Origin of the sequence: Salinisphaera aquimarina, from assembly GCF_042643355.1 — a bacterium.
GTDB classification, from domain to species: Bacteria; Pseudomonadota; Gammaproteobacteria; order Nevskiales; family Salinisphaeraceae; genus Salinisphaera; species Salinisphaera aquimarina.
This window is the reverse complement of the sequence record NZ_JBHRSS010000008.1, coordinates 378,842-405,303: the sequence shown is the minus strand read 5'-3', so window position 1 is coordinate 405,303 and position 26,462 is coordinate 378,842. Positions and strand designations below refer to the sequence as shown.

Sequence of the window (26,462 nt, the reverse complement as noted above, 5' to 3'; positions counted from 1 at the left end):
CTCTAGTCTATCTTCCACTTTCCCGGCACAGGAGCGGAGCATGGGCCAGACCCTCTACGAAAAAATCTACACCGAGCATCTGGTGCGCGAGCAGGGTGGCGATGCGCTGCTCTATATCGATCGCCATATGGTCCATGAAGTGACTTCGCCGCAGGCTTTCGAAGGCCTGGAACTGGCGGGTCGCGATGTGTGGCGGATCAGCGCCAATCTGGCGGTGCCCGATCACAACGTGCCCACGGCCAACCGCGAAGGCGGCATCGCCGACTCGATATCGCGGGCCCAGGTCGATGCGCTGCTGAAGAACTGCAATAACCACGGCATTCGCCTGTTCGGCCTGGGCGATCCGCGCCAGGGCATCGTGCATATCATCGGCCCGGAGCAAGGCGCGACCCAGCCGGGCATGACCATTGTCTGCGGCGATTCACATACCGCCACCCATGGCGCCTTCGGGGCCCTGGCCTTCGGCATCGGCACGTCGGAAGTCGAGCATGTGCTGGCCACGCAGACGCTGCCGCAAGGGCGCTCCAAGACCATGCTGGTGCGCGTGGACGGGCAGACCGCGCCGGGCATTTCGGCCAAGGACATCATGCTCGCCATCATCGGCAAGATCGGCACTGCCGGCGGTACCGGCTACGTGATCGAATACGGCGGCGAAGCCGTGCGCGCGTTGTCGATGGAAGGGCGCATGACCATCTGCAACATGTCGATCGAGGCCGGTGCGCGGGCCGGAATGGTGGCAGTGGACGACACCACCGTGGACTACATGCGCGGTCGGCCTTATGCGCCCGAGGGCGCGCAGTGGGACACCGCCGAAGCCTACTGGCGTTCGCTGGTGTCCGACGAGGACGCCGAATACGACAAGGTAGTGGTGCTCGACGCGGCCGAGATCGCGCCGCAGGTGACCTGGGGCACGTCGCCGGAAATGGTGGCGCCGGTGACCGCCCGCGTACCGATGCCGGAGGACGCGGGCAACGACACTCAGGCGGAAGGTTGGCGCAAGGCATTGACCTACATGGATCTGACCGGCGGCGTGCCGATCACCGAGATCATGCTCGACAAGATCTTTCTGGGCTCCTGCACCAACGGCCGGATCGAGGATCTGCGGGTGGCCGCCAAGTATCTGGAAGGCCGGCGAATCGCGCCCAACATCACGCTGGCGATGGTCGTTCCCGGTTCCGGCCTGGTCAAGCAGCAAGCCGAAAAAGAAGGGCTCGATACGATCTTCAAGGCCGCAGGCTTCGAATGGCGCGATGCGGGCTGTTCCATGTGTCTGGGCATGAACGACGACAATCTCTCCCCCGGCGAGCGCTGCGCGTCGACGTCCAATCGTAATTTCGAGGGCCGTCAGGGCAAGGGCGGGCGCACCCATCTGGTGAGTCCCGCCATGGCTGCGGCCGCCGCAGTGCATGGTCATTTCGTGGATATCCGCGAAATGGGTGTGCCGGCGTGAATACGCAGGAGAACGAGGCCCGCACGAGCGGCGAGACCGCGGGCGGCTGGAACGCGGACGCCTACGGCCGCAACGCGCGCTTTGTCGCCGATATGGCCGCGTCGCTGATCGACTGGCTCGACCCGCAGCCGGGCGAGCGTATTCTCGACCTGGGCTGTGGGGACGGCGAACTCACGCTATCGCTCACCGGCCGGGGTGCTGTTGTCGTGGCCGCCGACAGCAGCCCGGATTTCGTAGCCGCCGCGCGCGGCCGCGGCCTGGACGCGGTCCTCGCCGATGGTCAGCGGCTCGGCGACAATCCGCGTCTGGCGGGTCCTTTCGATGCGGTGTTCTCGAACGCCGCGCTGCACTGGATGCACCGTGACCCGCAGGCCGTGATCGACGGCGTGTTCGCCTGCCTGGCGCCGGGCGGCCGTTTCGTGGTCGAGTTCGGCGGCGCGGGTAACTGTGCCCCGATACGCGACGCGCTTCGAGCCGAGGCCGAGGTGCGCGGACAGCATCCGGATGAACTGGACCCCTGGTTCTTTCCGGAGAAAGAAACATATATGAAGCAATTGCGTAGCGCAGGATTCTCGATAGCGCGTGAAGAATTGTTCGCCCGGCCGACACCGCTGCCGGGCGATATGAGCGACTGGCTCGAGACGCTCGCGCGGCCGTTTGTGCAGGCCTTTGCCGCCGGTGCGCCACGCGCCGAGTACGTGGCCGCGGTACGCGAGCGGCTCGTGCCGCTTATGCAGGATGCGGACGGGCGCTGGACCGCACCGTACGTGCGACTGCGCTTCGCGGCCATCAAGCCCGCTTAATACCTACAGAAGGGAAATCACACTCATGCAGGCATTCACTATTCACGACGGTATCGTCGCGCCGCTGGACCGGGCCAATGTCGATACCGACGCCATCATCCCGAAGCAGTTCCTGAAGTCGATCCGGCGCACCGGTTTCGGTCCGCATCTGTTCGACGACTGGCGTTATCTGGACGAAGGCACGCTCGATACCGATATCGCCACGCGCCGCGAGAATCCGGATTTCATCCTCAATACCGAACCCTATCGCAACGCCAGTATCCTGCTTGCGCGTGAGAACTTCGGCTGCGGTTCGTCGCGAGAGCACGCGGTGTGGGCCTTGGACGATTTCGGCTTTCGCTGCGTGATTGCCCCGAGCTTTGCCGATATTTTCTATAACAACTGCTTCAAGAATGGCGTGTTACCGATTGTTCTGGAAAGTAAAAATATTGACGAGCTGTTCGCCGCAGCCGAAGCCGAGCGAGGCTTGACCGCGCGTGTCGATCTGGTCGAAAAGCGGATCGCGCTCGTTGACGGACGCGCGTATGCGTTCGATCTGGATGAACATCGGCGCAAGAACATGCTCGAGGGTCTGGACGATATCGCGCTGACGCTGCAGCATGCGGATGCCATTCGCGCCTTCGAAGCCAGGCGCGCGCAGGAAAAGCCGTGGCTTTTCCGTGATCTATAACGTCAAAATAAACGTCTGCACAAAGTTCGAATCAAACAAGGGGAACCCATGAGCGCAAAAATCCTGGTCATGCCGGGCGACGGAGTCGGCCCGGAAATCTGTCGTGAAGCCGTACGCGTGCTCGAGGCGCTCGCCAGCGACCATGGCCTGGATATCGAACTGGACGAGGCGCTTGTCGGTGGTGCCGCCATCGACGCCGAAGGCGACCCGCTGCCCGAGTCGTCGCTGGCGGCGGCGCGCGCCGCCGACGCGGTGCTGTTCGGTGCCATCGGTGGCCCGGCCTGGGACAGTCAGCCGCGGGACAAGCGCCCGGAATCCGGTCTGCTGCGTCTACGCGCCGAACTCGGCCTGTTCGCCAACCTGCGGCCGGCAATCCTGTATCCGCAGCTGGCGCACGTGTCCGCGCTCAAGCGGGATATCGTCGCCGGGCTGGATATCATGATCGTGCGTGAACTCACCGGCGGCATCTACTTCGGCAAGCCCTCTGGCATGCACACGAACGCCAACGGACGGCGCGAAGCCTTCAACACCATGCGCTACGACGAGGCCGAGATCGAACGTATCGGCCGCGCCGCCTTCGATATCGCGCGCGCCCGCGGCGGTCGGCTATGCAGCGTCGACAAGGCCAACGTGCTCGATGTATCGCAGCTATGGCGTGACGTGATGAACGAGCTGTCGAGCGACTACACCGACGTCGAACTCACCCATATGTACGTCGACAACGCCGCAATGCAGCTGGTGCGTGCGCCCAAGCAGTTCGACACCGTGGTCACCGGCAATCTGTTCGGCGATATCCTCTCCGATGCGGCGGCCATGCTGACCGGATCGATCGGCATGCTGCCGTCGGCCTCGATGGATGCTAACGGCAAGGGGCTCTACGAACCCGTACACGGCAGCGCGCCGGATATCGCCGGTCAGGACGTGGCCAATCCGCTGGCGATCATCCTGTCGGTCGCCATGATGTTGCGGTACACGCTGGACCGCGCGGACCTTGCCGACAAGGTGGAAAACGCCGTCGGTTATGCCCTGGATCGTGGACTGCGTACGCGCGATATCGTCGACGACGAAACCCAGATCGCGAGTACCCAGGAGATGGGGGGCGCGATCGTCGACATGCTACGCTAGGCCTCAACAACCGGGGATAGCGTGCCCAAGACATACGATGTAGCGGTGGTAGGGCCGACAGGCCCCGTCGGCGAAGCGATGCTGGAAATTCTCGCGCAGCGCGACTTCCCGGTCGGCAAGATTTATCCGCTGGCTGGCGAAGGCGCTACCGGCAAGAGAATCGAATTCCGAAACAGCCACGTGAGGATCGGCAATCTGGCTGATTTCGATTTCACCACGGTGCAAATCGGCCTGTTTGCCGGCAGTAGCGAACTGGCCGAAGCGTATGCGCCGAAGGCGGCCGCGGCCGGTTGCGTGGTCATCGACAACAGCCCGTTCTTCCGTGATACGGACGATGTGCCGCTGGTCGTGCCCGAGGTCAACCCGGAACGTATCGCCGATTATCGGTCGCGGGGGATAATCGCCAATCCCGACTGCTCCACCATCCAGATGCTGGTCGCGCTCAAGCCGATCCATGATTTCGCGGGCATCGAGCGGATCAATGTGGCGACCTATCAGGCAGTGTCCGGTTCCGGCACCGACGCGATCCGCGAGCTTGCCGATCAGACCGCACGCTTGCTCAACGGCAAGGCGATTACCCGGCCTGTCGCCTATGCCAAGCAGATCGCGTTCAACGCGATCCCGCAGATCGGCGATGCCATGGACAATGGCTATACCCGCGAGGAAATGATGCTGGTGTGGGAAACGGCTCGAGTACTCGGCGACCCGGGCATCCGCGTCAACCCGACCGCAGTGCGCGTGCCGGTGTTCTTCGGTGATTCCCAGGCTCTGCATATCGAAACGCGAGACAAGGTATCGCGAGCCAAAGCGGTCGAACTGCTTGCGGCGGCGCCTGGCGTCAAGGTGCTCGATAGCCGGGAGTCCGGCGGCTATGCCACGGCTGTCACCGAAGCCGCCAACGACGACAATGTGTTCATCTCTCGTATCCGCGAGGATCTATCGCACGCCAAAGGGCTGGATTTGTGGGTCGTGGCCGATAACGTGCGCAAGGGGGCGGCGCTCAACAGCGTGCAGATCGCGGAAATACTCATCGCTTCATATATCTAGCCTTGATCGGAGCGCACCACCGGGGACGTGCGGAAAGCGCAAACGGTGCTAGCATTATGGAAATACGTTTTGCATTTCGAGTGTTTTTTGCGCTCGCGGCTTTGCTCAAGCCGCATCCGGCCGATGTAGTTGGGGCGGCCGGACAGGGCGCATCAAATTTCCAGGGGATACGCAGGGACTGTGTTCGATACCAAGTTGCGTAATAAGCGATGTATTGCTGCGGCCGGCCTCGTCTGGCTGCTTTGCCATGCGGGTGGCGCGTTCGCGCTCGGTTTCGGGGAAATCCGGGTGAATTCGTCGCTCAACGAACCGCTCGACGCGACCCTGACGCTGGTCTCTCTTTCGGATGCCGAACAGAGTTCGCTGTCGGTGGGCGTGGCCAGCCCCGACATGTTCAAGCGGTTTGGCATCGAGCGCACCTCGCTCGACGACGAACTGCGCGTCGATACCGCCCAGGTCTCGGGATCGAACAACATGACGGTCCGGCTGACGACACGGCGTCCCGTGCGTGAACCGTTCCTGCGTTTTCTCATCGAAGCCAATTCCAGCGAAGGCAAGGCATTGCGCGAGTACACGGTGCTGCTGGATCCGCCGACGCGGTCGCCGAGAGTCGCTGCCACGCCCACACCAACGCCCGCGACGGCGCCAAGCGCGCCACGGCGCACGGCCCCAGCATCGCCGGCGCCTCGCCGGGCCACGGCTCCACGAGCCGCGGTGCCTGCTCCGTCTGCCACCACGGCCGATACCTACGGACCGGTTGCCCGGGGTGACACGTTGTTCAGCGTTGCCACGCAAACGCGGCGCCCGGGCACGACCCAGGATCAGATGCAGGTCGCTATCTTTCGCGACAATCCGCAGGCGTTCGGCGGCAACATGAATGTGCTGCTGCGCGGCGCCATGCTGTCGATACCGCCGGTAGAGAGCATCACCGCCATCGGCGAGAGCGAAGCGCGCGCCCAGATCGCAGAGAACCGCAGATCGGCGACGCCGCCCTCAACGCGCACGGCAGATACGGCGCAATCGACTGGCAAGACAACGGCGGCAGATGCGACCCAGCCGCCGGCCATGACCCAGGCCCGGCTTCGACTGGAGCCGCCACGGCTCGCGTCAGACACCACGCGTGCCGCCAATGGCGCGTTCTTCGGCCGCCTGGTCGAGCCCGATTTCAGTGCGACGACAGCGCCGTCCTCGTCGCCGATATCGTCAGCGCAGGCCGCCGAGACGGTGCCGTCGGCCGCCCAGGGTCCGGTCGCCGGCGCGGCTCCGCAAGCAGCAGACCCCGAACCGGCACCGCCTGTGGATGCGGCGATGGGCGAGGGTGCGACCGCTGACAGCGCGATGACGCAATCGCCGGACGCCGTGTCGACGGCCGCCGAACCGTCTGCGGGGGCAACAGCGCAGGATTCGACGGCCGCCGCTGCGGCGCCCGCGGTAGGCGATGACGACGCCGCACTGCCGATATCGGCCGGCGAGCGCGACGTGGTCGGCCGATCGGGGGCCGGGCTGTTTCGTCCGCTCAATCTGTTGTTGCTGCTCGCGGCAGCCGCGTTGCTCCTGCTGCTATTGCTGTGGAATCGCCGTCGCCAGTACAAGACGGTACAGCTGGATTTCGACCCCGACGACGCTGAGGCCGACGACGTGTCGCACACCCCGGCTGCAGCTGCGCCCGCGCCGCAGGATAACGAGATCGACACGCCGCCGGGTGTAGCGGCCGGTCCGGCGCCGGCGGCGGTCGCCGGCGTAGCTCCACTGGTGCGTGTCCAGGATGCGGACCGGCAAATGAAGCTGGGCCTGTTCGACGGCGCGCGCACCACGCTGGAAAACGGGCTGGCACAGACGCCGACCGATGCGGGCCTGCAGGACAAACTGCTGGAGCGCGATTATCTGGCGGGGGACGCTACCGCTTTCGAGCACAACGTGACCCGTTTCGATGCGCAGCTGTCTGGCAACGGCGTGCGCTGGGCGGGGGTGGCTGCCATGGGGCGTATTCTGTTGCCACACGACCCGCGCTTTGTGGCCGCCGGCCGCATGGCCACGCCGTCGCAGGCTTCCGGGTCGCGGAGTGATGCGGCGACGACGCCGCAGCCGCCGGCGGAAACTGCGGCCAGCACGCTGACGCCGGCTGCGCCATCGGACGACGTACTGCAAGAAGATCTGGAGTCGATCATGGACGAGCCGGCCAAGCCGGCGGCCGAGGATTTCTTTGCCGACGACACGGTGGTCGCGCCGGTGTCGGTGACCGGCGACGATCAGGTCGATGCGCCGGGGGACGACGACACGCTGTCGCTGGATACCGGCGCCGCTGAGGCCGGTGAGTACAACTGGCAGCCGCAGGAGGTCAGCAGCGGCGGCGAGCGCCAGCACGACCGCGGTGATGAACCCGGCATGGCGTTCGAGCTCGATACATCGGATTTTCCGGACGACAGGCAGCGGCCGCCGATCGAACCCGAACCGCCCAAGTCGCATGCATTCGCGCCGATCGATACCAGCGAATTCGACCTCGGCGACGAGTCGCCGGATGACGATGGCGATTTCGGCGCGGGTGAAGCCGAAGCGGACGCCGTGGATATACGCATCGATCTGGCGCGCATGTATCTCGACATGGAAGATCAGCAGGCCGCCCGCGAGCTGCTTGAAGAAGCCCTCGGCGACGGTAACGAAGCACAGCGCAGCACGGCCCGCGAGTTGCTGGACAGTCTTTGACAGTCCGCCAGTCGCTGGGCTCCGGGTGGTTATACGAGCGTTTGTCGCGCTCTGAATGTCGCCGCGCGTGCGTGCTGGATGTCGGCGACGTGCACGAGCAATTGACACCACGGGCACGGTCGGTGCGCGCATGCAGTGCTTGTGCCGTGGCCGACTCGGTATGGGTACGGCACTACGCAGGCGACAGAGCCACCCCTGCGTCACGTGCAACGATGGCGCAAGGAGGCTGAATGCGCTGGGCGGCATGCGTCGAATATGACGGTTCCGGCTATCACGGATGGCAGAGCCAGCCGCACGCTTCAAGCGTGCAGGATACGCTCGAAGCCGCGTTGTCACGTCTGGCCGACGGCTCGATCCGCACCGTCTGTAGCGGGCGAACCGATGCCGGCGTGCATGCCCAAGGCCAGATCGTGCACTTCGACACCGAGGTCGAGCGCTCCACACGCGCCTGGCTGCTGGGGACGAACCGTTACCTTCCCGACGATATTGCCCTGCAGTGGGTGGTCCCGGCCGCTGCCGATTTCCATGCCCGCTTCGGCGCGATCGCGCGCGAATACCGTTACTGGATTCTCGATCGCACGGCGCCGTCGGCCCTGTGGCGCAATCGAGCCTTGCATTCGCACAGTCGGCTCGACGCCGAGGCCATGAATACGGCCGCCCAGCATCTGGCGGGGCGCCACGATTTCAGTGCCTTCCGCGCTGCGGCGTGTCAGGCCAAGACACCCTGGCGTGATCTGCAGACGATTACGGTCGTGCGGCGCGGCGACTGGCTGCGCCTGGACGTGCGCGCCAATGCCTTCCTGCATCACATGGTGCGCAATATCGTGGGCAGCCTGTTGCACGTCGGTCGCGCGGAAAAACCGCCGCAATGGATCGCCGACGTTCTGGCCACGGGCGATCGCACCCGTGCGGGCATGACCGCGCCGGCGCAGGGGCTGTCGCTGCGGCGTGTGCACTATCCGCCGGCGTTCGTATTGCCCGAGGCGGCGTCGGACGACGTCGGCTGGTAAAATAGCGGACTGGTTTTTCCAAGTGCGGGCCGTTGCCTGGACCCACGATGCATCGCGTAAGAATCAAGATCTGCGGCGTGACCCGCGTCGAAGACGCCCTGGCCGCCGCGCGCGCCGGTGTCGATGCGATCGGACTGGTGTTCTATCCGGACAGTTCGCGCGTGGTGACGATGGATCAGGCCCGTGCGATCAGCCGTGCGCTGCCGCCTTTCGTGGCCCGCGCCGCGCTGTTTCTCGACGCGTCGGAAGACGAGGTGCGGCATGTCATCGAAACGCTGCGCCCGGACGTACTGCAGTTCCACGGGCGCGAGGCGCCGGAATTCTGCCGTATGTTCGGCATGCCGTATCTGAAGTCGGTGCCCATGGGCGAGGACGATATCGACCTCGGCGCCTGGGCCGAGGCCTACGGCGACGCTCAGGGTCTGCTGCTCGACGCCAACCGGGCGGGCGAGGCCGGCGGGCGCGGCAAGACCTTCGATTGGCAGGCCGAGGCAGAGCGCCCGGATCTGCCGCTCGTGGTCGCGGGCGGTCTGAGCGTGGATAATGTCGCCGAGGCGATCCGGCGGTTCACGCCCTACGCGGTCGATGTGAGCAGCGGCGTGGAAAGCGCCCCCGGCATCAAGGACGCGCAGCGCATGCAGGATTTCGCTGCCGCGGTAATCAACACCATAGGATAATCATGGCCATTACTTCCCAGAAGCCGACCGCCGATTCGACGCCGCTGGCACAGGCCTGGCGCGATATGCCGGACGCGCGCGGGCACTTCGGCCCCTATGGCGGCCGTTTTGTCGCCGAGACGCTGATGGCGCCTCTGGACGAACTCGCTGCCGCCTATGAATCCGCGCGCAACGATCCGGAATTCATGGCTGCGCTCGATTCCGATCTGGCCGATTATGTCGGCCGGCCGTCGCCGATCTATTTCGCCGAGCGCTTGACGAAAAAGACCGGCGGCGCCCAGATCTGGTTCAAGCGCGAGGATCTGAATCACACCGGCGCGCACAAGATCAACAACACCGTCGGCCAGGCCCTGCTGGCCGCGCGCATGGGCAAGACCCGCATCATCGCCGAAACCGGGGCCGGCCAGCATGGCGTGGCGTCGGCCACGGTCGCTGCGCGCCTGGGCATGGAATGCGTCGTCTACATGGGCAGCGAGGACATGCGCCGGCAGGCCACCAACGTCTATCGCATGCGGCTGCTGGGCGCGGAAGTGCGACCCGTGGATTCCGGCTCCAAGACCCTCAAGGACGCGCTCAACGAAGCGCTGCGTGACTGGGTGGCAAACGTCGATGACACCTTCTATATCATCGGCACGGTGGCCGGTCCGCATCCGTACCCGGCGATGGTGCGCGATTTCCAGGCCGTGATCGGGCGCGAATCGCGCGCCCAGATGCTCGAGCGCTGTGGCCGCCTGCCGGATGCGCTGGTGGCCTGCGTGGGCGGCGGCTCCAATGCCATCGGTCTGTTCTATCCCTTCCTCGACGACGAAAGCGTGGAGATCTACGGCGTGGAAGCCGGCGGCGACGGCGTGGCCACCGGTCGTCATGCCGCGCCGCTGTCGGCGGGGCGCTCGGGGGTGCTGCACGGCAATCGTACCTACATCATGCAGGACGAGAACGGCCAGATCAGCGAAACCCACTCGGTATCCGCCGGCCTCGATTACCCCGGCGTCGGCCCCGAACATTCCTGGCTCAAGGATATCGGTCGCGCGCACTATGTGGACGTGGACGACAGGGCCGCGCTCGACGCCTTCCACGAGTGCACGCGTATCGAAGGCATCATCCCGGCGCTGGAGTCCGCTCACGCGGTGGCCTATGCGCAGAAACTCGCCGCCGGCATGTCGCCCGATCAGATCGTGTTGGTGAACATGTCCGGGCGCGGCGACAAGGACATGGCCAGCGTGGCCGAAGCCGCCGGAGAGACCCTGTGAGTCGTCTCAAGCAACGTTTCGACAGCCTCGCCGAGGCTGGCCGCACGGCCCTGGTCCCGTACCTGACCGCGGGTGACCCGCACCCGGATGCCACGGTCGGCTTCATGCATGCGCTGGTCGAGGCCGGCGCCGACGTGATCGAAGTGGGCGTGCCGTTTTCCGACCCGATGGCCGACGGCCCGGTGATCCAGGCCGCCTGCGAGCGCGCACTCGCGCATGGCACGAGTCTGCGCGGCGTGCTGGAGATGGTCGCGCAGTTCCGCCAGCAGGATACCGAGACGCCGGTGGTGCTGATGGGTTATCTCAACCCGATCGATCGCTTCGGGCTCGAGGATTTCGCCGCTCGCGCCCGCGAGGTCGGCGTGGACGGCGTGCTCATCGTCGACATGACCGCCGAGGAAGCGCCCGAGATCATGCCCAGCCTGCGCGCCGCCGAGTTGGACGCGGTCTGTCTGGTCGCACCGACCACGGGCGAAAATCGCCTGGCGAGCGTGTGCGCCAATGCCGACGGCTTCATCTATTACGTGTCGTTCAAGGGCGTGACGGGCGCGGCCAGCCTCGATGTGTCGTCGATCGGCGCAAACATCGAGCGTATCCGCAGGTTCAGCGAACTGCCGGTGGCCGTGGGCTTTGGCGTGAGCACACCGCAGAACGCCGCCGATGTGGCGCGTGTGGCGGATGCGGTGGTCGTGGGCAGCGCGCTGGTTCGCTGCGTGGCGGATCTGGGTAACGATCTCGACGCCACGCGTGACGCATTACGCGCTACGCTAGGGGCGATGCGAACCGCGATAGACGAACAAGACACACAGGCAAGAGAGGCACGACGCGCATGAGCTGGCTCGAAAAACTGATGCCGTCGCAGATGCGCAGCGACGCATCTGCCAAGAAGAACGCTGTTCCCGAAGGGCTGTGGACCAAGTGCAGCAACTGCGGGGCGGTACTCTACAGCGCGGAAATGGAGCGCTCCCTGCAGGTCTGCCCGAAATGCAACGCGCATCAACGCCTGCGCGCACGCAACCGGCTGGATCTGTTTCTGGATGCCGAGCATCGCGAGGAACTCGCCCTGGGGCTGGAGCCGCGCGATCCGCTCAAGTTTCGCGACAGCAAGAAATATCGTGATCGCCTGAATCAGGCCCAGAAGGACTCGGGTGAACGCGAAGCGGCGCTGGTGATGGGCGGCACCCTCAAGCAGATGCCGATCGTGGCTGGTGCCCTAGACTTCGGTTTCATGGGCGGCTCCATGGGCAGCGTGGTGGGCGAGGTCTTCGTCAACGGGGTCGACGCCGCCATCGAGCGCGGTACGCCATTCGTGTTCTTTTCCGCCAGCGGCGGCGCGCGCATGCAGGAAGGCCTGTTTTCACTGCTGCAGATGGGCAAGACCAGTGCCGCGCTGACGCGGCTGGCCGACCGCAGTCTGCCGTTCGTGTCGGTACTCACCCATCCGACGATGGGCGGCGTGGCGGCCAGCTACGCGATGCTCGGCGATATCAACGTGGCCGAGCCGGAAGCGCTGATCGGCTTCGCCGGCCCGCGGGTCATCGAACAGACCGTCAAGCAGACGCTGCCGGAAGGCTTCCAGCGCAGCGAGTTTCTGCTTGAACACGGCGCCGTCGACATGATCGTCGAACGCCAGCACCTGCGTGATCGTATCCACGAGGTTCTGGGCGTGCTCATGCACCAGCCGCCGGTTGCGCCGGCGACGCCTGCCGAGGCGTGAGCGCGGCTGCGCCTCTCGGGGGCAGCGTCGACGAGTGGCTCGATTGGCAGTCGACGCTGCACGCGAGCGAGATCGAACTGGGTCTCGCGCGCGTGGCCGAGGTGGCGCGCCGGCTGAACCTGCTTCCGCTGGCCGGCCGCAGCGTGGTCATTGCCGGTACTAACGGCAAGGGCAGCTGTGCGGCGCTCATCGAATCACTGTTGACTGGAAAAGGGCGGGTCGGCACCTATACCTCGCCGCATCTGTGGCGTTACAACGAACGCATCCGTATCGACGGCACGCCGGTCGCCGACGCGGACCTGCGCGGCGCGTTCGTGGCCGTGGAGCAGGCCCGCGGCAGCACGCCGCTCACTTATTTTGAGTACGGCACGCTGGCAGCACTGTGGCTGTTTGCAGCGTACGAGGTGGATTTCGCGGTGCTCGAGGTGGGCCTCGGCGGACGCCTGGACGCCGTCAATATCGTCGATGCGGATGTCGCCCTGATCACCAACATCGGCCTGGACCATGTCGACTGGCTGGGCCCCGACCGTGACAGCATCGGCTTCGAGAAGGCCGGCGTCATGCGGACCGGGCGGCCGGCGATCTGCGCCGATCGCGACATGCCTGCGACCATCGGCGCGCAGGCGGCTGCGCTGGCGGCGCCGCTCTGGCGTATCGGCCATGATTTCGAGCTCGAGGCGGATGCCGGTACCTGGCACTGGCGCCACGCCGTGCGCCGGCTCGAGACGCCGGTCAACGACAGCGTGCTGGCCGACAATCTCGCTGGCGCCATCGCTGTATACGAAGCGCTTTTCGATACCCTGCCCACGGCGGAAAATACCGCCCGTGCCTGTCGTGCCCAGGCCGCATTGCCCGGCCGGCGAGAGCGTGTCGACGGCATGCTGCCTATCATCTACGATGTCGGCCATAACGGCGAGGCAGTGGCGGTACTCGCTCGCTATCTCGCCGATCACCCGGTGTCCGGCAAAACCCATCTCGTACTTGGCATGCTGGCGGACAAGCCGGTTGAAACCGTGGGCGGGATACTCGACGACGTGGGCGATCAATTCTATCTGGCGGGTCTCGACGGCATCAGTCCGCGCGGGCTCTCCAGTGGCGAGCTCGCCGCGCGTCTGGGGAGAGAGCGCGAGGCAAGGATGTTCGAGGATCCGAAGCGCGCTCAGCAGGCTGCGCTGACGGCCGGCGTCGCCGGCGATCGCGTGGTGGTTTGTGGTTCTTTTCTGACCGTGGCGCACGCCCGGGAGCAGTGTCCGTCATGAATGACGTAATGAAAAAACGCGTGATCGGCGCGATCGTGCTGGTGATACTCGGCATTCTTCTGCCGCTGCTCCTGGCCCGGTGTCTGCATGACGGCGACAGCGGCGAGAGTGCATCCACGCGGGTGTATGAAATAACCCCCGACGGCAACGCTAGGCCGGCCGGTGCCGGCGACCAGTCGACCGCGGCCGACAACGCATCGTCGACGCAGGCCGGCAAGCGCGACAACATCGACGGATCGAGCGGTGTGCGCGACGCGCGTGAAGACACGCCCCCGCCGCCGCAACGGGTATCGCCGGCCGCTCGCGACGAGGCGCCCGAATCCGGCGACGGCGCGGATACGTTCGAAACGCCGCCGGTTCGGGGCAACGCGTCCAACGAAGACCGCTCGACTCCGGCACCGGCAAAGCCGACGCCGACCGCGCCGCCGTCAACCACCAGCGGCAACGCCGGCAGCGATGACTCGTTGCGGCGCACCGAAAGTGCGAGCGGCGGTTGGGTGGTCCAGGTTGCGAGCTTCGGGGACGAGAACAACGCACGCCGGCTGGCCGCGCAGCTCAATGCCGATTACAAGGCCTTCTATCGCGCCGGCAGTGTCGGTGGCAAGACCTGGTATCGCGTGCGTATCGGCCCCTTCGAGAGTGAATCGCAGGCGCGCAGCACGGCCGCGAAGTTGCGTCAGCAGGGCCGCAGTACCCTGGTGCAGCGCGCCGAATGACGTTCGGCGCGGCGCCGTTTGCTAGACTGTCGCACTCTGACGGGGCCGCGCACGAGCCGATGCAATGATCTGGGTCGACATCGCCATACTTGCCGTGATTGCCCTGTCGGCCGTCATCGGCTTCTTCCGCGGCTTTCTGCGCGAAGCCATCGGGCTGGCGACCTGGATCGTGGCGTTCTATCTGGCGTTTGTTTTTGCCGAATCCGGCGCCATGTTCCTCGAACGCTGGATCAGCAGCGACTCGGCGCGTCTGGCGGTGGCTTTCGTCGTTGTTTTCATTGTCGTGCTCATCATCGGCGCTGTTTTCAATTTCATCATTGGCCGCCTGGTGAGTCGGACCGGGTTCGCCGGTACGGATCGCGTCCTTGGCGGTGTGTTCGGTGTACTGCGCGGTGTCGCCGTGCTGATCGTGCTGGTGCTGCTTGCCGGGGTCACGCCCGTACCGCGTGACGACTGGTGGCAGCAGTCGGTATTCATCGGGCGCCTTGAACAGGGCGCACTCTGGGTACGGGATTTTCTGCCGCCTGATCTGGCCGGGGCAGTGACCTATCCCGATGCGCCGGACGCGCCGTCGTCTACGAACACGTCTTCCACTTAAATACAGTTTCCGGAACTCCTATGTGCGGCATTGTCGGTATCGTCTCTCATTCGGCGGTCAATCAGGAAATCTATGACGCGCTGACCGTGCTTCAGCATCGCGGCCAGGACGCCGCCGGCATTGTCACCACCTGCGGCGGGAAGCTTTTCCTGCGCAAGGACAACGGCCTGGTACGGGATGTATTCCGGACCGACCACATGCTGCGTCTGCAGGGCAACGCCGGGGTGGGGCATGTGCGCTATCCGACGGCCGGGGTCGAGACCAGCGCAGAGGCCCAGCCGTTCTATGTCAACACGCCGTATGGCATCTGTCTGTCGCACAACGGCAATCTCACCAACGCCGAGCAGCTCAAGGAAGAGCTGTATCTGTCCGACCGGCGTCATCTGAACACCGACTCCGATTCGGAAATCCTGCTCAACGTGTTCGCTCACGAACTGATGCGCAGCGAACGTCTCAACCTGACCCCCGGCGATATCTTCGAGGCCGTGTCGGCCCTGCATCGCCGCTGCAGCGGCGGCTATGCGGCGACGGCCCTGGTCACCGGCTACGGGCTCGTGGGTTTTCGCGACCCGCACGGTATTCGCCCGGTGGTCTATGGCAAGCGCGAAACCGAGGCCGGCACCGACTACATGATCGCCTCGGAGTCGGTGGCGCTGGACGCGTTGGGCTACGAGCTGATCGACGATATCAACCCCGGCGGGTGCGTGGTGATCACCCTCGACGGCGAGTTGCATGTGCAGCAGTGCGCGGAACATCCGGTCTACTCGCCGTGCATCTTCGAATACGTCTATCTCGCCCGTCCGGACTCGGTGATCGACGACGTCTATGTCTACAAGGCGCGCCTGCGCATGGGCACCTATCTCGCCGAGAAGATCCTGCGTGAATGGCCCGATCACGATATCGACGTGGTGATCCCGATTCCCTCGACCAGCCGTACGGCCGCGGTGGAACTCGCCAGCCAGCTCGATGTGAAATATCGCGAAGGCTTCATCAAGAATCGTTATATCGGCCGTACCTTCATCATGCCGGGCCAGCAGCAGCGCGCGAAGTCGGTGCGCCAGAAGCTCAACCCGATCGACCTGGAATTCGCCGACAAGAACGTGCTGCTGGTGGACGACTCCATCGTGCGTGGCACCACCTCGCGCCAGATCATCGAGATGGCGCGCGAAGCCGGCGCACGCAAGGTCTATTTCGCGTCGGCGGCGCCGCCGGTGCGTTACCCCAACGTCTACGGTATCGACATGCCTAGCGCCACCGAACTCGTGGCCCACGGACATACCGAGGAACAGATCGCAGAGGTCATCGGCGCGGACAAGCTGATCTATCAGGACATGGACGACCTGGTGCGTTCGGTCAATGCCGGCAACGCCGACCTCGAGAAGTTCGAGGATTCGGTGTTTTCCGGGCAGTACATCACGGCGGATATCAGCCAGGATTATCTGGCCCAGCTGGAACTGTTCCGTGCCGACGCGGCGCGCGAAGATCGACGCAATTCCGATAACGCCGTACTGGAATTGCACAACGACGAGTAGGGCGAGGCACGACTGACGGCGGCTGGCGTCGGTTGCCTGAACCCAGCCGTCGTTGCATACTGCAACTGCGCCGATTTGGAACAGCTTGCGGGCGCCCTATAAATTCCGCTAAACGGGTCGAGGGACAGCAAGCCTGCTACGCGGCGCGTCAGCGGGTTTTTTTTGTGCTTCGATTCCGAGCGCAACGGAGACGACGATGAACGAAGATTTCGATCCCGACTGGGGAACGGCCACGCGCGGTGTACGCGCCGGCACGCACCGCACACCGGAGGGTGAACACAGCAACGCCATCTACATGACGTCGAGCTTCGTGTTCGAATCCGCGGAGGAGTGCGCGGCCCGTTTCTCGGGTGATGCGCCGGGCAATATCTACTCCCGATTCACCAACCCCACGGTCGATGCCTTCTCGAAACGCCTCGCGGCTATGGAGGGCGGCGAGAGCTGTGTCGCCACCGCGTCGGGCATGTCGGCGATTCTGGCGACGTGTCTGGCCACGCTCGAGGCAGGCGACCACATCGTGGCCGCGCATACGTTGTTCGGCTCCACCATCGGCCTGTTCAACAATTATCTGGCCAAGCTCGGCATCACCACCAGTTATGTCTCGCCCGAGGACAACGCCGCCTGGAAGGCGGCGATCACGCCGGCCACGCGCATGCTGTTCGTGGAGACACCGTCGAACCCGCTCACCGAAGTCGTGGACATGGCGGCCCTCGCGGAGCTCGCCAACGACAACAATGCATTACTCGTGGTCGACAACTGCTTCTGTACGCCGGTGCTGCAACGGCCGCTGGATTTCGGCGCCCATGTGGTCACCCATTCGGCGACCAAGTTTCTGGACGGGCAGGGGCGAGCCCTGGGTGGGGCGGTGGTCGGCGATGCCGATATCGTCGGCGATCGCGTATTCCGATTCCTGCGCACCTGCGGTCCCACGATGAGTCCGTTCAATGCCTGGATCTTCTACAAGGCGCTGGAAACCCTGGAAGTACGCATGCGCGCCCACTGCGAGGCCGGCCAGAAAGTGGCCGAGTGGCTGGAAGCCCAGCCCGGCGTCGAGCACGTCTATTATCCGGGCCTGCAATCGCATCCCCAGCACGAACTGGCCACGCGCCAGCAGCCGGGTGGCTATGGCGGCATTCTGGCGCTGCGGCTGGCTGGTGGCCGCGATGCCGCGTTCAAGCTGATCAACGGCACGAAGATGATCTCGATCACCGCCAACCTGGGTGACACGCGAACCACCATCGTGCATCCGGCGAGCACCACCCATGCGCGGATTTCCGCCGAGGACCGGGGCCGCGCCGGCATTACCGAGGGCGTTGTGCGTATATCGGTCGGGCTGGAGAACGTGGACGACATCATCGCCGATCTCGCGGCGGGGCTGGCCTGATGCAACCGGATGACGTGTTCGCCGCCTTGATGGAGCGCGATCCGGCGAGCAAGTGTGCGATGGCGCGTGCACTGCACGCGGCCGATAGTGCGCCGCTGGCCGAGGCCGGCGGCGAGCCGCGGCGGGTCGAGGTGCCCGGACGACCCGAGCGGCCCGATCTCGTGCATCCGGCGAAACTCGCCAAACGCGGGCTCGGCAAGGCGGATGGCCGGGCCGCGCTCATCCACGCGATCGCTCATATCGAGTTCAACGCCATCAATCTGGGGCTGGACGCGGCCTATCGGTTTCGCGGCATGCCGGTCGATTTCTACGCGGACTGGCTGCGGGTGGCGGCGGATGAGTCGCGTCATTTCGAAATGCTCAATGCGCGGCTGGTCGACTACGGTCATGTCTACGGCGATTTCGATGCCCACAACGGTCTCTGGGAAATGGCGGTCAAGACCGGCCACGACGTGATGATCCGCATGGCGCTGGTGCCGCGCGTGCTCGAGGCGCGGGGGCTGGATGTCACTCCGGGCATGATCGACAAGCTGCGGCAGGCGAAAGACGACGAGACGGTGGCGATTCTCGAGATCATTCTCGAAGAGGAAGTGCCGCACGTCGAGATCGGTACGCGCTGGTTTCGCTACTGCGCCGAGCCGCGCGGCCTGGACCCCGACACGACCTTCACACAGCTGCTCGATGAATACATGAACGGCGGCCCGCCCGGGCCGTACAACTTTCCCGCCCGCCGCGAAGCGAAGTTCTCCGAGCCCGAACTGGACTGGCTGGCGCAGCGCCATTCGCGCTGAGCGGGCGCGGCGCTCGAGAAATCCAATCCCAAGGTAAATCTCTGCAGCTCAGAAAAGCGATGAGTGCCGCAGCTGAAGCTTCAGAAAAGCCAAAGAATTTATCCGCAGATGACGCAGATGAATGCGCAAGAGACGCAGCGGTTCTGCGTGAAATCGGCGTCAGTACGAGATATCTGCGCAGGACTCCGGCGAAACCGTCTTATACGCTTGAATTGTCCTGAATCAGCGATCGTCGATGCACGCCTTGACTGTCCGCAACCAGAATTTCGGCCTGTTCGGGTCGCCAGTCGGCGATGACGATACGCTCACCCTGCGTGCCGTCCAGGTCGACGCGGTGGCTGGCGGGCCGGTGGGTATGGCCATGGATCAGCCGGGTCACGCCGTATTCGCGCAGGGTTGTACGCACGGTGTCGCCGTTCACGTCCATGATATGGGCGGGCTTGCTCGCCTTGCCCGCCGTGCTCTTGCGGCGTGCCCGCGCGGCGAGCCAGCGGCGCAGCCATAACGGGATTCTGAGCATGCGCGCGCGCCAGCGCGGATTCGTATAACGGGCACGAAACGCCTGATGCGCGGTGTCGTCGGTACACAGCATGTCGCCATGCGAAAGCAGCGTCGGCGTGCCGTGAAGGTCGACGACGACCGGGTCGTCGAGAATCAGCATCCGGCTCGCCGCGACAAAACCTTCTCCGACCGCGAAATCGCGGTTGCCGCGCATGAAGTACAGCGGTACGCCGGTCGCAGCCAGTTTGGCAAAGGCATCGAGGATCGATGCATGGATCGGGATCGAACCGTCGTCCCCGATCCATACATCGAACAGATCTCCGAGCACGTAGAGTGCTTCGGCCTCGCGCGCGGGCCCGGCGAGATACGCCTTCAGGCGCTCGGCGTTGGGATCGTCGGCGCCGCGCAGATGCACATCGGCGAGCAGGTGCGTCGACATGCGAGCGGCGCGGCCGCGTTACTTGGCGATGACTTCGGCGGACTCGATGGTGACCATGTCCTGCGGCACGTCCTGACGGAACGGGCCGGCGGCGCCGGTCTGACCAGCGGCGATCTTGTCGACCACGTCCATGCCGTCGGTGACCTTGCCGAACACGGCATAACCCGGGCGGCCGCGGCCGGCGTTGAGCGGGGCGTTATCGGACAGGTTGACGAAGAACTGCGAGGTGGCCGAGTCGGGGTCGTTGGTGCGCGCCATCGACAGGGTGCCGCGGTCGTTGTCGAGGCCGTTGTCGGACTCGTTGACGATCGGATCGCGCGTCTTCTTCTGCTTGTAGTTTTCGTCGAAGCCGCCGCCCTGGATCACGAAGCCGGGAATCACGCGGTGGAAGATGATGCCGTCGTAGAAGCCGTCCTTCACATACTGGATGAAGTTGGCGGCGGATTTGGGCGCTTCGTCTTCAAACACCTCGATCGTGATATCGCCGAGATTGGTGTGCATGACAACCATGGGGTCTTCCTTGTTGGAGTTGCCGGCGTCGCCGGTCGCGGAATTCGCAGCAAATGCGACAGAAAAAAGCAGGGTGAAAGCAGTCAGACGCAGAAGATGTTTCATCAGGCAGCAGTGTCCTCAAGTGCATGAGTGGGCTCGACCCGGGCCAGGGCGCGGTCGAGCACCGACAGATCGGCGTCGCTGCGATGACCCTGCTCGGAGAGCACGCGTCGCCAGCCGCGGCCGCCGGGCCGGCCATGATACAGGCCGAGCATGTGGCGAGTGATGTCCTTGAGCGCGCCACCGCCGGCCAGGTGGCGGCCGATGAAATCGCGCATGTCGGCCACGATCTGCGCACGCGTCGGCGGCTGTGCTTCGGCGCCGAAGAAGCGCCGGTCGACCGCGGCCATCACATAGGGATTGCGGTAGGCCTCGCGGCCGATCATCACACCGTCGACATGATCCAGCTGTGCGGCGGCCGCATCGAGATCGGTGAAACCGCCGTTGATGCTCATCGGCAGATCGGCAAACTCGCCTTTGAGCCGATGCACACGCGGATAATCCAGCGGCGGAATATCGCGATTTTCCTTCGGGCTGAGCCCCGACAGCCAGGCCTTGCGGGCGTGCACGGTCAGATGATCGGCGCCGGCCGCCATCATGCAGGCCGTGAAATGCCGCAGGAAGGTGTAGCTGTCCTGATCGTCGATGCCGATCCGGGTCTTGACCGTGACCGGAATCGCGACCGTGGCGCGCATCGCACTCACACAGTCGGCCACGCGCTCGGGCTCGGCCATCAGGCAGGCGCCGAACGCGCCGTTCTGGACCCGATCGGACGGACAGCCGACGTTGATGTTGACCTCGTCGAAGCCGGCGTCTGCGGCCAGTCGCGCGCACTCGGCCATGGTCGCCGGATCGCTGCCGCCCAACTGCAGTGCCACCGGATGCTCGTCGGCGTTGAAAGCCAGAAAACGCGCGGTATCGCCGTGGATGAGCGCGCCCGTCGTCACCATTTCGGTATAGAGCAGGGCGGAGCGCGTGATCCGACGCATGAAATAACGCTGGGCGGGCGTGGTCCAGGCCATCATCGGCGCAACCGATATACGGCTGCCGGGCGTGGCGCGGTTGGAGGCGGTCTGCGACATGCGCGGTATTATCGCAAAGATCGTCAATCCATGAGGCGCCCGGCGGCCTTACCTCGCAAGTCGCGACCATGGCCTGCACAATGAACGATTAGCGCCCGCACCGGAGAATCGCCTGCATGTACGCACTCGCCCGAGCCGGCCTGTTCAAAGTCGACCCCGAGCGTGCCCATCGCCTCACGCTGGGTTCTCTCGCGCGCACGGCTGCCGTGGCGCGAAAGGTCTACGGCGATCGCGTGCCGGATGCGCCGGTCGAGGTCATGGGACTGCGGCTGGCGAACCCGATCGGTCTGGCCGCGGGTATGGACAAGGACGGACGCTGCATCGATGGGTTGGCCGCGCTCGGTTTCGGCTTCCTCGAACTCGGCACGGTCACGCCGGTAGCCCAGCCGGGCAACGACAAGCCGCGCATGTTCCGCCTGGTCGAGCAACGCGCGTTGATCAACCGGCTCGGCTTCAACAACGGCGGCGTCGAAGCGCTCGTGCGCCGTATTCGAGCGGCGCGCTACGGCGGCGTGCTCGGTATCAATATCGGCAAGAACGCTAAGACCCCGCCCGAGCATGCCGTGGACGATTATCTGGCCTGTCTGCGCGCGGTTCACGAGGTGGCGTCCTATATCACCGTGAACGTGTCCTCGCCCAACACGCGGGGCCTGCGCGAGCTGCAGGGCGCCGAGCATCTGGATACGCTGCTGGCGGCGCTGACCGAGGAACGCGATCGCCTGGCGGATACGCACGGGCGACGCGTGCCGCTGGCGGTCAAGATCGCGCCCGATCTCGACGACGACCAGCTCGACGCCATCGCCGAGCGGTTGCTGCATCACCGCATCGATGCGGTCATCGCCACCAACACCACCATCGCCCGCCACAAACTGCCGGTACGCTGGTGGTTTCAGGCGGGCGGTCTGAGCGGTGTGCCGCTACGCCAGCGCTCGACCGAGATCATTGTCGGGCTGCGCCGCCGCCTGGGCGATGAAGTGCCGATCATCGGCGTGGGCGGGATCGACAGCCCGCAGGATGCGATCCAGAAGCTGGAAGCCGGAGCGAACGCGCTCCAGATCTATACCGGTCTGATCTATCACGGCCCGGCGCTGATACGTGAGTGCGCAATCGCCGCCGCGCATTGGCAGGCACGTCAGCGGGTGATCATGCAGGCCAGCATCGTCAGGCGCGACCGAACCCAGGATGGCGCTGGCGTACGCGCTGCAGCTGACGAGCAAACACCGCCCCAATGAAATCGATGCTGTCGGCCAGACGATGGCCGTCGTCGACGATATGCAGACCGGCGCTGCGCGCGCGGGCGAAGTCGATGCTTGAGGCGAGCGGCACGATATCGTCGTGCCAGCCGTGCACGACTTCGGTGTCGGCCGGACATCCGACCGGGTCGCCGGGATAGCCGTCGAGATACAGCGCCGGCGCCATCAGCAGCAGGGCGTCCGGCTGGAGCCGCTCGCAGGCCATCGCCGAGACATAGCCGCCCATGCTGGATCCGACCAGCACCAGCGGCGTGCCCTGTGGCGCGAGCGACAGCAGATGGGTGACTCGATCTATGGGGTTCATCATCGCGCTGTAGTTGGGGCTGTCCACGGTGAAGTCGAGGGCCTGTGCAATCGCGGCCAGATGCTGGATCTTGCTGCCCCAGGGCCCGCTTTCCTTGCCGTGAGCGAAAACCACCCGTGCCAGGGACTGCGATTCGGATTCGTTGTGTGTCGGTTTCATGATGGACGCTGGTCAAAGTGCCGGCGTACTATGCCATGCGTCGCTGGCAGGTTTGAGCCGGCAAGCGCCCCACCCGGAGTCCGTCGTTGAAATTCCTGGCTTTCCTGAACTGGATCGTGCTCGGCATGGCCGCGCTCATGGCGCTGTTGTACGCGGTGGTCTGTCTGATGATGCTGCCGTATCCGCAGCTGGTGGAAAACGCGGGCGGCGGGTTCGATCAGGTGCTGGGTATTACCGTGGGGCTCGCTGTGTTCACCGCCGTCGCCGGACTGTCGACCTGGTTGCTGCAGAAACGTCATGCATTGATGTGGGGCGGCCAGGTCATGCTGTTGGTCGCGGCGGTAGCGCTGGTGGCCTTTGTGTGGACGCAGCGTTGAGCCTGCTGCGGTAATGGGCGCAGGCATGCGCACGCAGCAGCGCTGGTTTCATGCGTCCTGGCTGCCGTTGCTGACCGGGCTAGGCTGGCTGATTTTGGGCAGTGGCGGCGCCTGGATCGTCACCCTGATCGCGGCTGTGCCCGGCGCACTGCTGCTGGCCAGCGGCACGGCGCTTCTGCTGTGGCCCGGCGATCGCTATATCACCCATTATCTGGCCCTGGGCGGGCTCATCGGCATGGTTCTGGCGGTGCTGCTGTCGCCCTGGTTGGGCGTGCTGACGGCTGTGCTGCTGGCGCTCGCCTCGGCCGCTTCGTTCATCGTGGCCGGTCGGGCGGCGTTGCTGCAGGCCGTTCTGATCGACGGTGTGCCTGCACCGGACGTATGTTTCGCGACCGCGCGCAAGGCGGCCACCGACGAAGCACTGCTCGGGTTCTTCATCACCTGCGCGCGTATCCCGCTGGGCGACGCCGTGGCCCGAGATGCCCATGAAATCACGCTGTTGCAGCGGCGTGCCGATGCCGACGGCTGGGCGCAGACGCCCGCCGATTTCGCCCGCGCACCCGCCGCACCCGCCGACCCACGTCTCCAGCGGACCCGCTCGCTGGGCTGTAATTTCGACTGGCTGTCGTTCACCAGCGAGTTCGCACCCGATCCGGGTCTGCCGGGGGCCGCGCGTTGGCGCGCCCATCGGCCGAACGAGCGTGTGGCGGCGCGCGTATTCCAGCATCCGGGCAAGTCCCGGCCCTGGCTGGTCTGTATCCACGGGTATCGGATGGGCATCGACGCGCTCGATCTGTCGTTGTTCGAGGTCAAGCGACTGCACTACAAGCTCGGCCTGAATCTGCTCATGCCGATTCTGCCGTTGCACGGCGCGCGCAGCGTCAGTCGCATGACGGGCGGGTATTTCTTCGACGGACCGATGGTGGATCTGCTGCATGCGGAGTCGCAGGCGTTGTGGGACCTGCGGCGTTGTCTCAAGTGGATTCATGCCACCCAGCCGGGCGCCGATGTCGGCACGCTCGGTTACAGCCTGGGCGGCTACAACGCCGCGCTGCTGGCGGCCTACGAACCGTCGCTGGCCTGTGTGATCGCCGGTATTCCGGTCACCGATATTCCGGCCGTGGTCTGGCAGCACATGCCGTTGCTGCACCGGCGTTATATCGAAGCCCAGGGCATTGATGTGGCGCAGCTGAGCGCGCTGATGGCGCCGGTGTCGCCGTTGCATCTGCCCTGTGCCGTGGCCCCTGAACGCCGTTATGTATTCGCGGCCACGGCCGACCAGATGGTGTCGCCGCAGCAGCCGCTACGTCTCTGGCAACACTGGGGCGAGCCGGCCATGCACTGGTATCACGGCTCGCATCTGTCCGTGCGCCGCGAAAACGGCGGCCGGGCGTTCATCGATTCCGCGCTTCATGAAACGGGCCTGACTGCGCCGCGTTGAGGCTAGGGCCGGTTAGCACCACCGCCGATCGCCCCGTTGCTGCCCAAAAATGCGCCAGGCAAGGCGCGAGGAGAGACGTTGGGTGAGCCAAATGAACGACGAGCAACGCCGCATGGCGCATTTTTGGGCGCAAGCATCGCGACGAGAGGCAGAGCGGGGCCCTGCCGCGCAGCGGTGGGGTGCGACCCTCGGCGTCGCGATGGCCGCGAGCGTACTCGTCGCTCATGCCGCCCGCCGGCGGTCGCACCCCGCCTGCGGCGGGAGCTCTGCTCCTCGCCTCGAGCGGCAAGGGACGCGGTCCATTTTCCCGCAATACGGCGTTGCAGCTCGCTCGTGTAGCACGGCTACACGACACTCACTGTGCCTTGTCTTGCGAAAAAAAGGCCCGCGGCGCGGCGATCTCGATAGTGCTAACCGGCCCTTGGTTGTGATGCGATGGCCTGCGCGCGAGAATGCCCGGCTATATATGCCTTGTTGATCCAGCGAAGGGGTTACCAGTGAACAACGTCGTCATCTCGGCCACCGGCCTGTACACACCGCCGGAGTCGGTCTCCAACGAGGAACTCGTCACCGCGTTCAACGCCTATGTCGAACAGTTCAATCGCGACAATGCGTCGGCGATCGATGCCGGCGACGTGGAGGCACTGTCGCCCTCGAACTCGGATTTCATCTTCAAGGCGTCGGGGATCAAGAGCCGCTACGTGGTCGACAAGGCCGGCATTCTCGACCCCGAGATCATGCATCCGCGTATTCGCACCCGCTCCAACGACGAGCCCTCGCTGCAGTGCGAAATGGCGCTCAAGGCGATCGAGCCCTGTCTGGAACGGGCCGGTCGCACCGCAGACGATATCGACGCCGTGATCGTGGCCTGCTCCAACCTGCCGCGACCGTATCCCGCGCTGGCCGTCGAGGTGCAGCAGTATCTGGGCGGCGGGCGCTTCGGTTTCGATATCAACGTCGCCTGCGCCTCTGCCGCATTCGCCATTCAGACCGCCGCCGACATGATCCGCAGCGGTAGCGCGCGGCGCGTGCTCATGGTCAATCCGGAGATCTGTTCGGCGCACCTGAACTTCCGCGATCGCGACAGCCATTTCATCTTTGGCGATGTATGCACCGCGGCGCTGCTCGAGCACGCCGACGACGTCACGGACGGGCAGGGCTTCGATGTGCTGGGAACGCGTCTGCAGACGCGTTTTTCCAACAACATCCGCAACAACTTCGGTTTTCTCAACCGCTCCGAGGATGATCCGCGCAGTGATGCCGATCGCCTGTTCGTCCAGAACGGCCGCAAGGTGTTCAAGGAAGTCGGGCCGATGGTCGCCCAGATGATCGTCGAGCACCTGGGCGAGAACGATCTGTCCGCCGAGGATCTCAAGCGCCTGTGGCTGCACCAGGCCAACATCAACATGAATTCGCTGATCTGCAGGCGGGTGCTCGGGCGCGACGCCACCACCGACGAAATGCCGTCGGTACTGGCCGAATACGCCAACACGAGTTCGGCGTCGCCGGTCATCGTCTTCCACAAATTCTCGGACGACATGGACAGCGGCGACATCGGCGTGCTCTGCGGCTTCGGCGCCGGTTACTCGGCCGGCAGCGTCATCGTCAAACGACGCTAGCGC

General features: G+C 65.0%; 25 protein-coding genes and 1 riboswitch. Of the genes, 21 read left to right on the top strand and 4 right to left on the bottom strand.

Annotation, left to right across the window (positions count from 1 at the left end; all coding sequences use genetic code 11):
* The first annotated feature begins 40 nt into the window (after positions 1 to 40).
* The 17 genes from leuC to ACFOSU_RS17250 all read left to right on the top strand — a co-directional run bounded on the left by leuC (position 41) and on the right by ACFOSU_RS17250 (position 18,732).
* Complete coding sequence (leuC, locus tag ACFOSU_RS17330; RefSeq protein WP_380691176.1) at positions 41 to 1,450, top strand: 3-isopropylmalate dehydratase large subunit; 1,410 nt, start codon at positions 41 to 43, stop codon at positions 1,448 to 1,450.
* On the top strand, positions 1,447 to 2,253 hold the full coding sequence (locus ACFOSU_RS17325) for a class I SAM-dependent methyltransferase (RefSeq protein WP_380691175.1): 807 nt from the start codon (positions 1,447 to 1,449) through the stop codon (positions 2,251 to 2,253). Before leuC ends, ACFOSU_RS17325 begins: the two co-directional genes overlap by 4 nt.
* 25 nt (positions 2,254 to 2,278) lie before the next feature.
* The gene (gene leuD / locus ACFOSU_RS17320; protein ID WP_380691174.1) at positions 2,279 to 2,923 is read left to right on the top strand and encodes a 3-isopropylmalate dehydratase small subunit; all 645 of its coding nucleotides are present in this window, start codon (positions 2,279 to 2,281) and stop codon (positions 2,921 to 2,923) included.
* Positions 2,924 to 2,971: 48 nt separating this feature from the next.
* The gene (gene leuB / locus ACFOSU_RS17315) at positions 2,972 to 4,048 is read left to right on the top strand and encodes a 3-isopropylmalate dehydrogenase (protein ID WP_380691173.1); all 1,077 of its coding nucleotides are present in this window, start codon (positions 2,972 to 2,974) and stop codon (positions 4,046 to 4,048) included.
* 21 nt (positions 4,049 to 4,069) lie between these two features.
* Entirely contained in the window at positions 4,070 to 5,095 is a 1,026-nt protein-coding gene (locus tag ACFOSU_RS17310; RefSeq protein ID WP_380691172.1) for an aspartate-semialdehyde dehydrogenase, read from the top strand.
* Between the two features lie 180 nt (positions 5,096 to 5,275).
* On the top strand, positions 5,276 to 7,798 hold the full coding sequence (locus ACFOSU_RS17305) for a FimV/HubP family polar landmark protein (RefSeq protein ID WP_380691171.1): 2,523 nt from the start codon (positions 5,276 to 5,278) through the stop codon (positions 7,796 to 7,798).
* A gap of 230 nt (positions 7,799 to 8,028) precedes the next feature.
* Positions 8,029 to 8,808, top strand: a complete 780-nt coding sequence (gene truA / locus ACFOSU_RS17300; protein WP_380691170.1) for a tRNA pseudouridine(38-40) synthase TruA — start codon at positions 8,029 to 8,031, stop codon at positions 8,806 to 8,808.
* Between the two features lie 47 nt (positions 8,809 to 8,855).
* Positions 8,856 to 9,485: a phosphoribosylanthranilate isomerase gene (locus tag ACFOSU_RS17295; protein ID WP_380691169.1), complete on the top strand. Its 630-nt coding sequence runs from the start codon at positions 8,856 to 8,858 to the stop codon at positions 9,483 to 9,485.
* 2 nt (positions 9,486 to 9,487) lie between these two features.
* Positions 9,488 to 10,735 (top strand): tryptophan synthase subunit beta, encoded by a 1,248-nt coding sequence (trpB, locus tag ACFOSU_RS17290; RefSeq protein ID WP_380691168.1) that lies wholly within the window; start codon positions 9,488 to 9,490, stop codon positions 10,733 to 10,735.
* Positions 10,732 to 11,568: a tryptophan synthase subunit alpha gene (gene trpA / locus ACFOSU_RS17285; protein ID WP_380691167.1), complete on the top strand. Its 837-nt coding sequence runs from the start codon at positions 10,732 to 10,734 to the stop codon at positions 11,566 to 11,568. The genes trpB and trpA overlap by 4 nt, the downstream gene beginning before the upstream one ends.
* Positions 11,565 to 12,452 (top strand): acetyl-CoA carboxylase, carboxyltransferase subunit beta, encoded by an 888-nt coding sequence (gene accD / locus ACFOSU_RS17280; RefSeq protein ID WP_380691166.1) that lies wholly within the window; start codon positions 11,565 to 11,567, stop codon positions 12,450 to 12,452. The genes trpA and accD overlap by 4 nt, the downstream gene beginning before the upstream one ends.
* Positions 12,449 to 13,711 carry a bifunctional tetrahydrofolate synthase/dihydrofolate synthase gene (gene folC, locus ACFOSU_RS17275; protein ID WP_380691165.1) on the top strand — a complete coding sequence of 421 codons (1,263 nt, stop codon included), beginning with the start codon at positions 12,449 to 12,451 and terminating at the stop codon, positions 13,709 to 13,711. The genes accD and folC overlap by 4 nt, the downstream gene beginning before the upstream one ends.
* Positions 13,708 to 14,427, top strand: a complete 720-nt coding sequence (locus tag ACFOSU_RS17270; protein ID WP_380691164.1) for an SPOR domain-containing protein — start codon at positions 13,708 to 13,710, stop codon at positions 14,425 to 14,427. The genes folC and ACFOSU_RS17270 overlap by 4 nt, the downstream gene beginning before the upstream one ends.
* 64 nt (positions 14,428 to 14,491) lie before the next feature.
* Entirely contained in the window at positions 14,492 to 15,025 is a 534-nt protein-coding gene (locus tag ACFOSU_RS17265) for a CvpA family protein (RefSeq protein WP_380691163.1), read from the top strand.
* Positions 15,026 to 15,045: 20 nt separating this feature from the next.
* Entirely contained in the window at positions 15,046 to 16,557 is a 1,512-nt protein-coding gene (purF, locus tag ACFOSU_RS17260) for an amidophosphoribosyltransferase (protein ID WP_380691162.1), read from the top strand.
* 57 nt (positions 16,558 to 16,614) lie between these two features.
* Positions 16,615 to 16,690: riboswitch (SAM riboswitch) on the top strand.
* Positions 16,691 to 16,753: 63 nt separating this feature from the next.
* A complete protein-coding gene (locus tag ACFOSU_RS17255) occupies positions 16,754 to 17,941 on the top strand; it encodes an O-succinylhomoserine sulfhydrylase (protein WP_380691161.1) in 1,188 nt (395 codons plus the stop codon).
* Positions 17,941 to 18,732, top strand: a complete 792-nt coding sequence (locus ACFOSU_RS17250) for a ferritin-like domain-containing protein (RefSeq protein WP_380691160.1) — start codon at positions 17,941 to 17,943, stop codon at positions 18,730 to 18,732. Before ACFOSU_RS17255 ends, ACFOSU_RS17250 begins: the two co-directional genes overlap by 1 nt.
* A gap of 199 nt (positions 18,733 to 18,931) precedes the next feature.
* On the opposite strand, the gene ACFOSU_RS17245 is transcribed toward ACFOSU_RS17250, so the two are convergent.
* From ACFOSU_RS17245 to dusA, 3 genes are read right to left on the bottom strand one after another with little or no spacing between them, the layout of a single operon-like run.
* On the bottom strand, positions 18,932 to 19,672 hold the full coding sequence (locus ACFOSU_RS17245; RefSeq protein ID WP_380691159.1) for a UDP-2,3-diacylglucosamine diphosphatase: 741 nt from the start codon (positions 19,670 to 19,672) through the stop codon (positions 18,932 to 18,934).
* 18 nt (positions 19,673 to 19,690) lie between these two features.
* Positions 19,691 to 20,287 carry a peptidylprolyl isomerase gene (locus tag ACFOSU_RS17240; RefSeq protein WP_380691158.1) on the bottom strand — a complete coding sequence of 199 codons (597 nt, stop codon included), beginning with the start codon at positions 20,285 to 20,287 and terminating at the stop codon, positions 19,691 to 19,693.
* Entirely contained in the window at positions 20,287 to 21,306 is a 1,020-nt protein-coding gene (gene dusA, locus ACFOSU_RS17235; RefSeq protein WP_380691157.1) for a tRNA dihydrouridine(20/20a) synthase DusA, read from the bottom strand. The genes ACFOSU_RS17240 and dusA overlap by 1 nt, the downstream gene beginning before the upstream one ends.
* A 116-nt stretch (positions 21,307 to 21,422) precedes the next feature.
* Between dusA and ACFOSU_RS17230 the strand changes: the two genes are divergently transcribed.
* Positions 21,423 to 22,538, top strand: coding sequence for a quinone-dependent dihydroorotate dehydrogenase (locus ACFOSU_RS17230; RefSeq protein WP_380691156.1), 1,116 nt, complete (start codon positions 21,423 to 21,425; stop codon positions 22,536 to 22,538).
* Here the strand turns inward: ACFOSU_RS17230 and ACFOSU_RS17225 are convergent.
* Positions 22,468 to 23,022, bottom strand: a complete 555-nt coding sequence (locus ACFOSU_RS17225; protein ID WP_380691155.1) for a YqiA/YcfP family alpha/beta fold hydrolase — start codon at positions 23,020 to 23,022, stop codon at positions 22,468 to 22,470. The genes ACFOSU_RS17230 and ACFOSU_RS17225 overlap by 71 nt on opposite strands.
* A gap of 86 nt (positions 23,023 to 23,108) precedes the next feature.
* Between ACFOSU_RS17225 and ACFOSU_RS17220 the strand changes: the two genes are divergently transcribed.
* The 3 genes from ACFOSU_RS17220 (at position 23,109) to ACFOSU_RS17210 (ending at position 26,459) form a co-directional block, all read left to right on the top strand.
* Positions 23,109 to 23,399 carry a hypothetical protein gene (locus ACFOSU_RS17220; RefSeq protein WP_380691154.1) on the top strand — a complete coding sequence of 97 codons (291 nt, stop codon included), beginning with the start codon at positions 23,109 to 23,111 and terminating at the stop codon, positions 23,397 to 23,399.
* Between the two features lie 25 nt (positions 23,400 to 23,424).
* Positions 23,425 to 24,840, top strand: coding sequence for an alpha/beta hydrolase family protein (locus ACFOSU_RS17215; RefSeq protein WP_380691153.1), 1,416 nt, complete (start codon positions 23,425 to 23,427; stop codon positions 24,838 to 24,840).
* A gap of 497 nt (positions 24,841 to 25,337) precedes the next feature.
* On the top strand, positions 25,338 to 26,459 hold the full coding sequence (locus tag ACFOSU_RS17210) for a beta-ketoacyl-ACP synthase III (protein ID WP_380691152.1): 1,122 nt from the start codon (positions 25,338 to 25,340) through the stop codon (positions 26,457 to 26,459).
* Positions 26,460 to 26,462 lie beyond the last annotated feature (3 nt).

What these genes read in the sequence shown, in the direction of transcription:
- leuC (WP_380691176.1), top strand. Translation starts at nt 41, where the DNA reads ATGGGCCAGACCCTCTACGAAAAAATCTACACCGAGCATCTGGTGCGC.
- leuD (WP_380691174.1), top strand. Translation starts at nt 2,279, where the DNA reads ATGCAGGCATTCACTATTCACGACGGTATCGTCGCGCCGCTGGACCGG.
- leuB (WP_380691173.1), top strand. Translation starts at nt 2,972, where the DNA reads ATGAGCGCAAAAATCCTGGTCATGCCGGGCGACGGAGTCGGCCCGGAA.
- truA (WP_380691170.1), top strand. Translation starts at nt 8,029, where the DNA reads ATGCGCTGGGCGGCATGCGTCGAATATGACGGTTCCGGCTATCACGGA.
- ACFOSU_RS17295 (WP_380691169.1), top strand. Translation starts at nt 8,856, where the DNA reads ATGCATCGCGTAAGAATCAAGATCTGCGGCGTGACCCGCGTCGAAGAC.
- trpB (WP_380691168.1), top strand. Translation starts at nt 9,488, where the DNA reads ATGGCCATTACTTCCCAGAAGCCGACCGCCGATTCGACGCCGCTGGCA.
- accD (WP_380691166.1), top strand. Translation starts at nt 11,565, where the DNA reads ATGAGCTGGCTCGAAAAACTGATGCCGTCGCAGATGCGCAGCGACGCA.
- ACFOSU_RS17270 (WP_380691164.1), top strand. Translation starts at nt 13,708, where the DNA reads ATGAATGACGTAATGAAAAAACGCGTGATCGGCGCGATCGTGCTGGTG.
- ACFOSU_RS17265 (WP_380691163.1), top strand. Translation starts at nt 14,492, where the DNA reads ATGATCTGGGTCGACATCGCCATACTTGCCGTGATTGCCCTGTCGGCC.
- purF (WP_380691162.1), top strand. Translation starts at nt 15,046, where the DNA reads ATGTGCGGCATTGTCGGTATCGTCTCTCATTCGGCGGTCAATCAGGAA.
- ACFOSU_RS17255 (WP_380691161.1), top strand. Translation starts at nt 16,754, where the DNA reads ATGAACGAAGATTTCGATCCCGACTGGGGAACGGCCACGCGCGGTGTA.
- ACFOSU_RS17250 (WP_380691160.1), top strand. Translation starts at nt 17,941, where the DNA reads ATGCAACCGGATGACGTGTTCGCCGCCTTGATGGAGCGCGATCCGGCG.
- ACFOSU_RS17245 (WP_380691159.1), bottom strand. Translation starts at nt 19,672, where the DNA reads ATGTCGACGCACCTGCTCGCCGATGTGCATCTGCGCGGCGCCGACGAT.
- ACFOSU_RS17240 (WP_380691158.1), bottom strand. Translation starts at nt 20,287, where the DNA reads ATGAAACATCTTCTGCGTCTGACTGCTTTCACCCTGCTTTTTTCTGTC.
- dusA (WP_380691157.1), bottom strand. Translation starts at nt 21,306, where the DNA reads ATGTCGCAGACCGCCTCCAACCGCGCCACGCCCGGCAGCCGTATATCG.
- ACFOSU_RS17230 (WP_380691156.1), top strand. Translation starts at nt 21,423, where the DNA reads ATGTACGCACTCGCCCGAGCCGGCCTGTTCAAAGTCGACCCCGAGCGT.
- ACFOSU_RS17225 (WP_380691155.1), bottom strand. Translation starts at nt 23,022, where the DNA reads ATGAAACCGACACACAACGAATCCGAATCGCAGTCCCTGGCACGGGTG.
- ACFOSU_RS17215 (WP_380691153.1), top strand. Translation starts at nt 23,425, where the DNA reads ATGCGCACGCAGCAGCGCTGGTTTCATGCGTCCTGGCTGCCGTTGCTG.